This is a genomic window from Streptomyces rapamycinicus NRRL 5491, from assembly GCF_024298965.1.
Classification (GTDB): domain Bacteria; phylum Actinomycetota; class Actinomycetes; order Streptomycetales; family Streptomycetaceae; genus Streptomyces; species Streptomyces rapamycinicus.
This window is the reverse complement of the sequence record NZ_CP085193.1, coordinates 7,090,753-7,103,455: the sequence shown is the minus strand read 5'-3', so window position 1 is coordinate 7,103,455 and position 12,703 is coordinate 7,090,753. Positions and strand designations below refer to the sequence as shown.

Sequence of the window (12,703 nt, the reverse complement as noted above, 5' to 3'; positions counted from 1 at the left end):
TGGGCGCCATTAGGAGGCGGACGACCACAAGGCTCGCGCGGATCTCCGTAAGGGCACCGCGAGCCTCCCCTACCCCCCCGTAAGACGCGGAGCGCCGCAGAGGCCCCGCGCACGGACACCCCGCGGGACCTGCGGGCCTCCCTGCGGAGCCGCGGACCTGCCCGAGGAGGCGGACGGCTGCACGCGAGCCCCATAAGGACATCACGGGCCCGTATGGACGCCGCGGACGGCGACGCGCAGCCAGACGCCGCGCCGCCCCCGCGCAGGCCCTTACGGCCGCGCGAGGACAGCCGTAAGGGCGTACGGGCCTTCCTGCGGGCCCATCCGCCTCCCTCGGGAGGCGGACCGGCCTCACGACGACAGCTGTAAGGGCTACGCGCGGACGATGGAGAGGACCTCGTCGCGGACCTCGGCTGCCGTCTCCTGGTCCCGGGCCTCGACGTTCAGGCGGAGGAGCGGCTCGGTGTTGGAGGGGCGGAGGTTGAACCACCAGTTGGGGGTGGTGACCGTGAGGCCGTCGAGTTCGTCGAGTTCGGCGCCCTCGCGGCGCTCGTACGCCGCCTTGACGGCCTCCATGCGCCCGGCCTGGTCGTCGACGGTGCTGTTGATCTCGCCGGAGGCCGCGTACCGGTCGTACTGGGCGACCAGGTCCGACAGCGGGCCCTTCTGGCCGCCGAGCGCGGCCAGGACGTGCAGGGCGGCCAGCATGCCGGTGTCGGCGTTCCAGAAGTCGCGGAAGTAGTAGTGCGCGGAGTGCTCGCCGCCGAAGATCGCGCCGGAGCGGGCCATCTCGGCCTTGATGAAGGAGTGGCCCACGCGGGTGCGGACGGGGGTGCCGCCGTTCTCCTTGACGACCTCGGGGACCGACCAGGAGGTGATGCAGTTGTGGATGACCGTCCCGCCCGGGTGCTTGGCCAGCTCGCGGGAGGCGACCAGGGCGGTGATGGCGGAGGGGGACACCGGCTCGCCGCGCCCGTCCACGACGAAGCAGCGGTCGGCGTCGCCGTCGAAGGCGAGCCCGATGTCGGCGCCGGTCTCCCGGACCCGGGCCTGAAGGTCGACGATGTTCTTGGGGTCGAGCGGGTTGGCCTCGTGGTTGGGGAAGGTGCCGTCCAGCTCGAAGAAGAGGGCGTCGAGTTCGAGCGGGAGGCCCTCGAAGACGGTCGGGACGGTGTGGCCGCCCATGCCGTTGCCCGCGTCCACGACGACCTTCAGCGGCCGGATGGCGGTCAGGTCCACCAGCGAGCGCAGATGGGCGGCGTAGGCGTCGAGGACGTCCCGCTGGGTGATGGTGCCGGCCTCGGCGGCGGGCTCGGGCGCGCCGCCCTCCGCCCAGCCCTCCACCATTGAGCGGATCTCGGCGAGCCCGCTGTCCTGGCCGATGGGGGCGGCGCCCGCGCGGCACATCTTGATGCCGTTGTACCGCGCGGGGTTGTGGCTGGCCGTGAACATCGCGCCGGGCAGGTTGAGATGTCCGCTCGCGAAGTAGAGCTGGTCGGTCGAGCACAGTCCGATCTCGGTCACATCCACCCCGAGCGAGGCGGCGCCGCGCGCGAAGGCCCGCGTCAGACCGGGTGAGGAGGGGCGCATGTCATGGCCGACGACGATCGCGTCCGCGTCGGTCACCCGGGCGAAGGCGGCGCCGAAGAGTTCGGCGAGCGACTCGTCCCACTGGTCCGGGACCACACCGCGCACGTCGTACGCCTTCACGATCTGCGACAAGTCGGGCACAGCCAACCCCTTCTGGAGGTCCTCGTGGAGATGTCTCTACGGACGTCTCTGGGTACGTCCCTGCGGACGTCTCTGGGTACGTCCCTGCGGACCTCAAAACCTACCCGCAGGACCTGGGCCGGAACTGTGAGCCCCGTCGCGCGGCGTGCTGTCGGCCAACTTGCGCGCCCTGCCACGGACCGCCCCCGGCCCGGGTCACGGCAGCATCCAGCCCAGCAGGAACGACGACTGCGCGACGACGATCAGGCACATCACCAGCAGCAGCGCGAGGCTCCACGGCAGCACCTTACGGAGCAGATCGCCCTCGCGCCCCTTCAGCCCGACCGCCGCACACGCGATGGTGAGGTTCTGCGGGGAGATCATCTTGCCGAGCACCCCGCCCGAGCTGTTGGCGGCGGCCAGCAGATCCGGGGACAGCCCGGACTCGCGGGCGGCGGTCACCTGGAGGGCGCCGAAGAGGGCGTTCGCGGAGGTGTCCGAGCCGGAGACGGCGACGCCGAACCAGCCGAGCACCGGGGAGAGGAAGGCCAGTCCGGCCCCGGCGGCCGCGACGAAGTGACCGATGGTGGCGGCCTGCCCGGAGAGATTCATGACATAGGCGAGCGCGAGCACCGAAGTGACCGTAAGGATCGCATGACGCAGTTCGCGCACCGTGGCGGCCCACTCCCGCAGGGCGTCGGCCGCGGTCACCTTCAGGGCGGCGGCGGTGGCCACCCCGGCCACCAGTACCAGGGTGCCGCCGGTGGCGATCAGCGGCATCGAGAAGACATTGGCGCCCACCGCCTTTCCATCGGGGCCGGCGACGTCCAGGAAGGGCCAGTCGAAGGCGCGGGTGGCCTTGGCCAGGAGGTCCTTGACCGGGCCGATCTGGGCGATGGAGAAGATCGCGACGATGAGCGCGTACGGGGCGTAGGCGCGCACCACCTCCCGGCGCGGGTCCTCACGGTCCAGGTCGTCGCTGCGTACGCCGGTGAGCACGGCGGCGCGCACCGGCTCCTCGGCCGGGCGCCGGGCGGCGGGCACGGCCATCAGCACGGCCGCGCCGACCAGCGCCGCCGCGATGTCGGCGAGCTGGACGGAGAGGTAGTTGGAGACGGTGAACTGGGCGATGGCGAAGGCGACCCCGCAGGAGAGCGCGGGCACCCAGGTCTCGCGCAGCCCGCGCCGCCCGTCGACGAGCGCGACCAGCAGCAGCGGGACGACGAGGGCGAGCAGCGGGGTCTGCCGGCCCACGACGGAGGCCACGGAGTCCAGCGGCAGCCCGGTGACCTGAGCGAGCGTCACCACGGGGGTGGCCATGGCGCCGAAGGCGACCGGCGCGGTGTTGGCGACGAGCGCGACGACGGCGGCGCGCACCGGGTCGAAGCCGAGCGCCACGAGCATGACCGAGCAGATCGCCACCGGTGCGCCGAACCCCGCCAGCGCCTCCAGGAGCGCTCCGAAGCAGAAGGCGATGACGAGAGCCTGGACGCGGGGGTCGTCCGAGAGCCGGCCGAAGGAGCGGCGCAGCACGTCGAAATGGTCGGTGCGGACGGTCATCCGGTACACCCACAGGGCGTTGACGACGATCCACAGGATGGGAAAGAGGCCGAAGAGCGCCCCTTGGGCGGCGCTGGAGACGGTCTGGCCGACGGGCATCCCGTACGGGAGGCAGGCGACGAGGGCGGCGACGACGAGCCCTATGGGGCCCGCGTAGTGGGCGCGCATCCGCACCCCGCCGAGCAGGACGAGGACGGTGACGAGGGGAAGGGCGGCGACGAGGGCGGACAGGGAGAGTGAATCGGCGACGGGGTCCAACTGCTGCACGAACACACGGGCCTCCCGGCATGGGCCATCCCTGGAAGGTCACATCCGTGATGCGGAAACGGAGGACCCTGGGGTGCAGGCATGGTCGTGTCCGCGCCAACTCACAGTCAATGCTCCGTCAGCAAGTGATCCCGGGGGAACGCCGCGGAATACCGCGGAACGCGGGAAGATCGCGGAGAAAGCGGGTCGGGGTACGCGCGAAGGTCGCGGGAGATCGCCGGAGCGAAGGGCGATCAGGGTTCGGGCGACCGCAGGACCCTCAGATGGCCGCGGCGCGCGACCTCACGCGGATCGCCCTCCCGGCCGCCGTGCCCGCCCCCGGATCCCCCGGAGCCGGCCGCCGCCCCCGCCGCGCGCTCATGCGGGCGGGCGGCCTCGCGGACCGCGTTGGCCAGTGCCTCCAGATCGTCACCGCTGGGCCGGGGCGGACCGCTGTCGACGGCCAGCCGGACGACCTCCCAGCCGCGCGGGGCGGTCAGCCGCTCGGAGTGCTCCGAGCACAGGTCGTAGCAGTGGGGCTCGGCGTAGGTGGCGAGCGGCCCGAGAACGGCGGTCGAATCCGCATAGACGTACGTCAGCGTCGCGACGGCGGGGCGGCCGCAGGCGGTGCGCGAACAGCGACGTACAGGGCTCACGACGTTGGACGGTACCGCACTCTTGAGCGGGCCGCGACGACTCTCCACCAGCTCACTCCGCCGTGTCGTCCTAGTTCGCACCGTCCACCCGAAACGTGAACTTACTGGCTGACCAGCGTGGACCTCCGACGCGACCAGAACCGCCGACAACGAATCCGGTCAGCACTCGAACCGAGAGGGATCATCCTGGGCCAGGGAAGCGACTCAAGAGACGTCCGTTTTTGGACCCAAGCGTGGCTGGAATGCTCATTTGGCGACATCCGGCACGGCTGTCCGGTAAGCGCATGAGGGCGGGTCGGCGACGGCTACCCTCGGAGTGATGACCAGGCCCGTACACCCCCACCAGTCCGAGCCGCGTCCCCGTCGTCGCGATCGCCACGGACGGGGCATGCGCGGTCCCATCGCACCTCCCCAGGTGCCGCTCTCGGTCAGCCGCGCGGAATCCTTCGTCGATCTTGTGCAGGACTCGGCGGAGCGGCTGGAGAGACGCTGGCCACAGCTGTCCGGGGTCGACTTCACGGTGCTCGAGGTGCCCACGTCGGGGCTCGGCGGCCCGGGGTCGGGCGGTGGCCCGGACGGGCCCGGCGGAGCGGACGGCTGGGACGGCGAGTCCGTGCCGCTCGGGCACTTCATCGCGGCCCGGGGGGACGCGCCGGACCGGATCGTGATCTACCGCCGCCCGGTCGAGATCCGGGCGAAGAACCGGGACGAGCGGGCGCTGCTGGTGCACGAGGTCGTGGTCGAGCAGGTGGCGGAGCTGCTGGGGCTGGCGCCGGAGTCCGTGGACCCGCGGTACGGGCAGGACTAGCCCGCGGCGCGGTACGGCGGGAGCGGCGGGCACGCCGTGCGGCGGGGCCGGGAGGCGTCCGGCGGGCTGTGGCGCCTGCGGCGGGCTGTTCCCCTACCCGCCCCTTCCCACAACTGGGGCTCCGCCCCAGACCCCGCTCCTCAAGCGCCGGAGGGCTGGAATGCGGGGCTTCGCCCCCCAGACCCCGGGGGCCAGGGGCGAAGCCCCGGCCTAGTCGTCGTTCAGCAGGGACAGGTCCTGGCCCGCCTCGGGCACCGCGACCGTGCCCCGGTCGTCCGGCAGCGACTGGATCGTGAACATCGGCACGCCGCCCTCCGACAGTGCCAGCATCCGCGAGGCGTGCACCGGGCCGCCGGAGAGCCGTTCGACCGTCACCGCGTACGGGCCCTTGCCCGAGGCCGGGCGCGGTGGCTCCAGGGCCTTGGTGGTGCCGCCCTTGACCTCGTAGGTCTTGCTGACCGGGCTGCCGCCCCCGGCGCCCGCCGAGGCGGTGACGCGCACCTTGGCGGACGCGCGCGGCGCCACCAGGGAGAGCGTGGAGCCCTTGGTGCGGTTGTCGGCCGCGGTGGCGCTGCGCTCGATCGGGGCGGTCGCGGGGATGAACGCCGTCTCCTGGTCGCTCCCCTTGCCCCGGGTCACCTGGAGCGCGGCCACGACCGGTGTGGCTGGGCCGTCGCCGCCCTCGGGGGTGAGCAGCAGCGAGCCGGGCTCGCCCTTGGTCACGTCGCCGAGGTCGATCGCGGCCGTCATTCCGCTCTTGACGTGCAGCGACTCATGTCCGGCCGGGGTGATCGAGTTGTTCGGCCCGGCCAGCCGCACCTTGAGGTCCGCGTCGTCGGACCCGGGCGCGAAGACGATCAGGCGGGCCGAGGTGGCGTCCTTGGGGATGCCGGGGATCGCGACGCTCGTCGAGGGCACGGCGGAGGCGGGGAGCCAGTCGCCGCCGGCCTTCTGGTCCACGGCCTGCACGGCCGCCCCGATCCGGCCGGTGCGGGCCGTCACATGGAGCGAGGCGCCGGGCGCCCGCTGGTCGGTGAGGGTCGAGAGCAGGACCGGGACCGTGGAGCGGGGCGGGACCGTGATCGCTTCGTCGGTGGAGGGCTTCAGCCGGCCGCTGGGTCCGTAGAGCTTCAGGTCCACCTCGGCCGCGGCGTCGTCCGGGTTCGTCAGATGGACGAAGTCCTGGCGGCTCCGGTCGGTGCTGACGCCGGGGAGCCAGAAGTCCGTGTCGGGCGCGGTGCACGCGGTGCCCAGGAGGCCGCGCCCGCTGCCCTCGTCGATCGTGGTGGTCTGCTGGACGGTCCAGCCGGGTGCGAAGCGGCCGTCGGCGGTGCCGATGAGCGCGGGCGCGCCCGCACTGCTCTCCTCGGTGGTGACGGGCTTCCCGGGCTCCTTCAGGGGCAGCACGGGCTTGTCGCCGCCCGGGGCCGCCTGGCCGCGCTTCCCGCCGTCCTTACCGTCCTTGCCGTCCTTACCGTTCTTGCCGTCGCCCTTACCGCCGTCGTTGCCGCCGGGATCCGTCGTGTCGTCAGCGGGGTTCTGGGCGGGCAGGAGTTCGGCGGCGCCGTCCTTGGCGGCCACGCCGTCCCGCTTGGGCGTGTACGCGGTGTAGGTGGTGTCGCTCACATCCGAGGAGGAGGGCGTCGGGCACAGCAGCGTCGAGCGCTGCACCGGCAGCCGGGTGGCGGCCTTCGCGGAGGTGTCCGCGTCGTCTGAGGAGCCCCCCGTGAGGGCCGCGACGCCGGTGACGACGGCCAGCGCCGTGGCGGCGCCGATCAGGGACAGGGTGGTGCGGTTCATCGCTGCTGATCGCTCCCGTCGCGGCGGTCCTCGGGGTCGGCGCCGCCGTACGTCGTGTCGCCCTGCGGGGGGTAGCCGCCGTCGGCATAGGGCTGCTGCTGGTCGTAGCCGTAAGGGTCGGCGTACTGGCCGGCCGCGTACGGGTCCGCCGGGTACTGGCCTTCCTGGTAGCCGGCCGGATAGCCGGTGTCCTGATAGCCGCCCTGGTAGTCACCGGCCGGGTACTGGCCGGTGGAGTACTGGCCCGCGTAGCCCTCGCCCTGGTACTGCTCGCCCTGGTACTGCTCCCCCGCGTACTGCTCGCCCTGGTACTGACCGGCCGGGTACTGGCCGTATCCGGCGTCGGCGTACGTCTGCGCGTCCCACTGCTGCCCGTACTGCTGCTGGTGCGGCACCGCCGCGTACGGGTCACCGGCGGCCGTCTGGTCGCCGTAAGGGGCGTTCGCCATCGCGTTGTCGCCGTAAGGGTCGCCCATGGCGGCCGGCTCGGCGGTCGGCCGCAGCGGCGGCTCGCCCGGCATGGGGGGCTCGCCCGGCATGGGCGGCTGCCCCGGCATCGGCGGCTCGCCCGGCTGCGGGGGGATCTCGCCCGGCCGCCCGGGCATGGCGTCCGCGGCGGCCGGGTCCGTCTCCGGCCGCCCCTTGGCGCCCCCGTCCTGCGCGGCCTGCGCCTCCGCCGCGGCCCGCAGCCGCCGCGCCCGGCGGCCGTCGCCCGCCAGGTCCTCGGCGGTGACGGCGGCGGCCGCGCCCTCCGCGTCCGGCATGTCGTCGTCGACGTTCCGGCGGCGGCCCGGCAGCGCGAGCACCAGCAGCACGACCGCGAGCAACCCCTGCGCCCACACCCATGCGGTGTGTGTGATGGGCGTGTCGTAGGTGAGGTCCAACCGGCCGCCGCTCGCCGGGAGTTCGAAGCCCTGCGCCCAGCCGTCGACCGTCGTCGGCTTCAGCGGCTTGCCATCGAGCGTGGCCTGCCAGTCGGGCGCGGACCGGTCGGCGATCCGCAGCACCCGCCCGGCCGTGCCGTCCGGCACGGTGGTGTGCGCCTCGACGGGGCCGGAGGCCACGTGCACCGGCTTGGCCGCCGCGCCGCCCGCCGGGCGGCCCGAGGACTCGGCCGGGACGATGGAGACCCGCGAGACCCGCTGGTCGACCCGCCACAGCACCCCGCCGTGCTCCCGGCTGAGCTGGGTGAGGCCCGGGGTCGCGTTCAGCACCCGCTCCATCTCGGGCGGCATGCCCTTCTTGACGTACACATAGCGCACCGCGTAGCCGCCGAGCTGACGGGTCTGGTCGGCGCCGGAGCCCGCGATCAGATTGGCCACCACGCCGTCGAGCCGGGTGTCGGCGCCGCCCGCCGCCGCGAGTTCGCCGTCGCCGAGCCGGGCGCCGGAGCCGCGCACCAGGGCGTAGTCGGCGTGGGCGGCGCTGCTGTCGCCGCCCAGCACCAGGGTGCGGGCCTGGTCCTCGGTGGCGCTCTCGGCCGCCACGAACGCCGGGACCTGTGAGGGCTCGCGCCGCCCCACCGGGTCGTCCGCGCCGCCCGTCATCCAGGTGACGGCGGCGTACAGCGGCGCTGCGACCGTGGCGACCGCGATCAGCAGCGCCACCGGCTGGCGCCAGCCGAAGCTCTGCGCCGCCACCCGCTCCCGCGTGTCCTCGGCGCCGACCACGGCGGCGGTCAGCAGCGCCAGGCCGTAGACGAGGGTCGCGGGCCCGGCCCAGCCGGAGCCGTTCGTGAGCGCCGCGAAGAGGAAGCCGGTGAGCGCCACGGCCCACGCGGTGCGCACCACGGTCTGCCGTTCCCCGCGCATCAGGGCGGCGAGCGCGGCCAGGACGAAGCCGAGCAGCAGCAGCGTGCCGCCGCCGTTGGGGCCGCCGGGGCTGAGCGCGAGCAGGTCCAGGGCGGACGCGGACCCGGCGCCGCGGTCCAGCCCGGCCTCCTCGAAGAAGCGGGCCGGGTCGGCGACGAGGTCCAGCGACCAGGGGGCGAGCACGACGAGCGGGGTGCCGACGAGGCTCAGGAACCGCAGCCCGTACCCCATGAGCTGCTCGGTGCCGCTCTGCCGGTGGCGCAGCACGAGCACACCGGCGCCCAGGAGCAGCGCCATCGGCCAGACGACCGGGGTGAAGGCCATGGTGAACGTCAGCAGCAGCGCGTACGCCCACGTCGCCCGCCAGCTCGGCAGCCGCGTCCCGTTGCCGGTGAAACCGGTCGCGGCGGCCGCCGCCCGGGCCATCAGCGGCAGCAGTACGGCGAGCACGGCGGTGCCCAGCCGCCCGCCCGCGAGCGCCCCGGTCGCGGCCGGGAGGAAGGCGTACGCGACGCTGCCCCAGGCGCGCAGCAGCCGGGACTCGACCAGCGGCCGGGAGGCGAAGTACGCGATGAACCCGGCCAGCGGCACCGAACACACCAGCAACAGGGTCAGCGTGAAACCCGTGGAGCCCAGGAAGACCGTGGCCAGCGAGGCGAGGGCGGCCAGATACGGCGGCGCGGACTGCGTACCGCCGGTGCCGACCGGATGCCAGCCGTCCACATAGCTCGACCACAGCTCGGAGACATGGGCGGGCGCGGGCAGCAGGGCGCCGCCCGCGAGCGCGCCGGCGCCGAGCAGATCCCGGCAGGCGACCAGCGAGACCACCAGCAGCACGAGGAAGAGCATCGGGCCGGGCTTGCGCGCGATCCGCTTGAGCCGGGCGAACTGCTCGATCTCCAGGAAGTCGGCGTCGTCGCCGCCGGGCCCGGACTCGACCGCGCCGTGCCGACCGCCGGAGGACAGCTCGGGCTCGGAACGGCCGCCAATATTGCTGGCCACTTGCTCGACCGTCGCCCTTACGGTCGCGCCCGGCGGCGGGAAGAGCGGCCGCAGCTCGCTCGGCTCCGTCGCGGGGCGGCCTCTGCGCTTACGTGCGGCGAGGATCCGCCCCGGCCGCAGCAGCACGCCGAAGAGACCGGCGACCTCGTCCAGGGCCTGCCCCGGCACCTTGCCCACGAGATAGGCCAGGGTGCGCAGCAGCGTGCCGAACAGGAGCCGCAGCATCACATAGGGCAGCAGCGCGCCCCGGGTGTTGACCAGCAGGGTGTAGACGGCGCCCGCCTTGTCCACGCGATGCGGCGACGAACGGCGCGACGCGAAGCGTCTCCGTGGGGGGTGGTGGTCGGGTGACGGGTGGGCCACCGAGCGCCCCACGCAGTCGATGGGCCGCCGCTCGCGCGCGGACGCCTCCGCGTGCCGCAGTACGGCGTCCGGGGCCACCAGCACCTGGTGCCCGGCCGCCTGGGCGCGCCAGCACAGGTCGACGTCGTCGCGCATCAGGGGCAGCCGGGAGTCGAAACCGCTCAGCTGCTCCCACACATCGCGGCGCACCAGCATGCCCGCGCTGGACACCGAAAGCACCGGGCGCACCTGGTCGTGCTGGCCCTGGTCCTGCTCGCGCCGCTCCAGACCGGTCCAGCGGCGGCCGCTGCGGGCGATGCTGACGCCGACTTCGAGCAGCTGCCGGCGGTCGTACCAGCCGCGCAGCTTGGGTCCGACGATCGCGGGCTCGCGGTTGGCGGTGAACTCGGCGTCGACCACCCGCAGCAGCTCGGCCAGGGCGTCGGGCTCGGGCGCGCAGTCGTCGTGCAGCAGCCACAGCCACTGGACGGGCTCGCCGTGCGGCAGCTCCGGCATGTCGTACGCGTCGTCGCGCCAGGTGCGGTTGACGGGGTCCCAGCCGCTGGGGCGCTTGAGGTACGTGAGCTCCTCGGGGCCCAGCACCGGGGCCGTACGGACCGCCTCGGCGACGGCCGTGCCGAAACCGCTGCGGCGCGCCATGTGCAGCACCCGCTCCTCGCCGAGGGTCTCGGTGAGCAGCCGGGCGGAGTCGTCGGCGCTGCCGGTGTCGGCCGCGATGACGCTCTGGACCGGGCGCTCCTGGCCGAGCAGACCGGACAGCGCGTCGGGCAGCCAGCGGGCGCCGTCGTGGGCGACCAGGACGGCGGTGACGACATGACGCGGATAGGCCGGTGTCTGAACCGGTTCTTGAGCGGGCGCAAACGCGGCGGTGGCGGCCGGATACTGGGCCGCCGGGTGGCTGTGCACGGACATCGAGGTACGGGCCCCGGTTCGCTGGACTGCGGTGGACGCGCGCGCCCCATGGGGGCGTTGGAGCGTCTCGGACGGGGCCCCACACTAACGGCTGTGTACGCGACCGGTCCGCCTCCCGTCGCCATGGGCTCGGGGGCGGACCGGTCGCGGTGGCTCACTCCGCCGTGAACTGTGCGGATATGTCAGCGCGGGTCATGCGGTTCTGCCAGGTCCGACGGGTCCGGCGGCCCTGAGGAGGGTCCGGCGGCCCTGACTGCGGGCCCGGCGGACCTGGCGACGGGCCCGGCGGGTCTGACTGCGGGCCCGGCGGGTCTGGCGGATCCCGGGACGCCGTGGGTCAGACGGCGGCCTTCTTCAGGCGGCGGCGCTCGCGCTCGGACAGACCGCCCCAGATGCCGAAGCGCTCGTCGTTGGCGAGGGCGTACTCGAGGCACTCGGAACGGACCTCGCAGGCGAGGCAGACCTTCTTCGCCTCACGGGTGGATCCGCCCTTTTCCGGGAAGAACGACTCGGGATCGGTCTGGGCGCACAGTGCGCGCTCCTGCCAACCGAGCTCCTCGTCCGCCTCTTCGACCAGCAGTTGCTGGAACAACTCGGTCATGTGCGCCCCTCGTCTGTCTTTGCGTCCCCGTGCCTGATGCCGTTGGTGAAGCGGCAGAACGACACGAGTGAAATTACAAGTGTGCCGATCCGGGCCAGTCAAGCCGAGATCTGCTATTGGGCCTCTTATTCACTCTGCGGAACCAAGGCTGCGCGGAAAGTGTTCAAATCGGCCTAAACGCGACAGCATCCCCATCCGTTGCCTGGGATCCCTCCTCTTACTCACTGAGGAGGACGCCATCGGCGCCGGTCCCGTTGCATCGCGCGGGAGATGGTGCGGAGTGGGCGGGTGGTGCGGAGTGATGCGCGTTGATGCGCCGTGTCACCAATACAACGCGCGCACAAACCTTTCTGCCTCCACAGCGACCGGATGAGGTGAACCTTGACCTGAAACGTGAGATGAAGTTGACAGCGGCGCGGCGATCCGGGTCTCCTAGGTCGCATGTCAGTGACCCATGCGCCCCTGCCGACCCGTGACCACGGGTTCCGCTGCGCTGTGCGGGTTCGCTGTCGCTGTTCGAGCTGTTGATGCCTCCTGAGCTCCAGCTTTCTCCGCGTTCCGCACGCGGCGTCTCGTACTGAGACCGCACACCGCGTCCGGATCGCACCTCGCGCCCTTACCGCGCCCCTCCGCCCCACCGCGTCCTTACGGCGCTCATTCCGCGCCCTTCCCGCCCGAGGAACCCCACCGCATGAACAGCGACGTCCAGATCGCCGGTGACCCGCTCGACATCCCGCATCTGCTGCCGCCCGTACCCGCACATCCCTCCACCGTCTCCGACTTCGCGGGCCTGGCCCGCACCATCGCGGCCGACCGCGACGGCTGGGCGCAACTCGTCCAGTACGACGCCACCAGCCGCTGGTACCACCGGCTGCGCACCGGCCCCGGCTATGAGGTGTGGCTGCTCAGCTGGGTGCCCGGACAGGGCAGCGGGGCCCATGACCACGGCCGCTCCTCCGGGGTGCTGACCGTGCTCCAGGGCGAGCTCACCGAGCGGGTGGGGACGCGCGGCGCGCGGCACACACTGTGTGCCGGCGCACAGCGCGTCTTCGCGCCCGGTTATGTGCACGACGTGGTCAACGACGCCCTCGAACCGGCCGTCAGTCTGCACATCTACTCCCCCGGGCTGACCGAGATGCCGCTGCACCCCACCCAGAGCGCCGAGTTGCCCGCCGGGGCCGGGGTGGACGCGCTGGGCGCCCTCGGCGGCTGAGCCGCCCCGAACGCCCCCGAT

8 protein-coding genes are annotated in these 12,703 nt (G+C 73.1%); 2 read left to right on the top strand and 6 right to left on the bottom strand.

Annotation, left to right across the window (positions count from 1 at the left end; all coding sequences use genetic code 11):
- Nucleotides 1-372: 372 nt before the first annotated feature.
- The 3 genes from LIV37_RS29860 to LIV37_RS29850 all read right to left on the bottom strand — a co-directional run bounded on the left by LIV37_RS29860 (nucleotide 373) and on the right by LIV37_RS29850 (nucleotide 4,220).
- On the bottom strand, nucleotides 373-1,731 hold the full coding sequence (locus LIV37_RS29860) for a phosphomannomutase/phosphoglucomutase (RefSeq protein WP_020870817.1): 1,359 nt from the start codon (nucleotides 1,729-1,731) through the stop codon (nucleotides 373-375).
- A 195-nt stretch (nucleotides 1,732-1,926) separates the two neighbouring features.
- Complete coding sequence (locus LIV37_RS29855) at nucleotides 1,927-3,543, bottom strand: L-lactate permease (RefSeq protein WP_020870816.1); 1,617 nt, start codon at nucleotides 3,541-3,543, stop codon at nucleotides 1,927-1,929.
- A gap of 227 nt (nucleotides 3,544-3,770) precedes the next feature.
- Nucleotides 3,771-4,220 carry a DUF3499 domain-containing protein gene (locus LIV37_RS29850; RefSeq protein ID WP_020870815.1) on the bottom strand — a complete coding sequence of 150 codons (450 nt, stop codon included), beginning with the start codon at nucleotides 4,218-4,220 and terminating at the stop codon, nucleotides 3,771-3,773.
- A gap of 340 nt (nucleotides 4,221-4,560) precedes the next feature.
- Between LIV37_RS29850 and LIV37_RS29845 the strand changes: the two genes are divergently transcribed.
- Complete coding sequence (locus tag LIV37_RS29845; RefSeq protein ID WP_020870814.1) at nucleotides 4,561-4,980, top strand: metallopeptidase family protein; 420 nt, start codon at nucleotides 4,561-4,563, stop codon at nucleotides 4,978-4,980.
- 210 nt (nucleotides 4,981-5,190) lie between these two features.
- On the opposite strand, the gene LIV37_RS29840 is transcribed toward LIV37_RS29845, so the two are convergent.
- The 3 genes from LIV37_RS29840 to LIV37_RS29830 all read right to left on the bottom strand — a co-directional run bounded on the left by LIV37_RS29840 (nucleotide 5,191) and on the right by LIV37_RS29830 (nucleotide 11,469).
- The gene (locus tag LIV37_RS29840; protein WP_020870813.1) at nucleotides 5,191-6,780 is read right to left on the bottom strand and encodes a DUF5719 family protein; all 1,590 of its coding nucleotides are present in this window, start codon (nucleotides 6,778-6,780) and stop codon (nucleotides 5,191-5,193) included.
- Nucleotides 6,777-10,868: a glycosyltransferase family 2 protein gene (locus LIV37_RS29835; protein WP_121824349.1), complete on the bottom strand. Its 4,092-nt coding sequence runs from the start codon at nucleotides 10,866-10,868 to the stop codon at nucleotides 6,777-6,779. The genes LIV37_RS29840 and LIV37_RS29835 overlap by 4 nt, the downstream gene beginning before the upstream one ends.
- 337 nt (nucleotides 10,869-11,205) lie before the next feature.
- Nucleotides 11,206-11,469 carry a WhiB family transcriptional regulator gene (locus LIV37_RS29830; protein ID WP_004952403.1) on the bottom strand — a complete coding sequence of 88 codons (264 nt, stop codon included), beginning with the start codon at nucleotides 11,467-11,469 and terminating at the stop codon, nucleotides 11,206-11,208.
- A 691-nt stretch (nucleotides 11,470-12,160) separates the two neighbouring features.
- Between LIV37_RS29830 and LIV37_RS29825 the strand changes: the two genes are divergently transcribed.
- Nucleotides 12,161-12,682: a cysteine dioxygenase gene (locus LIV37_RS29825; protein ID WP_020870810.1), complete on the top strand. Its 522-nt coding sequence runs from the start codon at nucleotides 12,161-12,163 to the stop codon at nucleotides 12,680-12,682.
- Nucleotides 12,683-12,703: the final 21 nt, after the last annotated feature.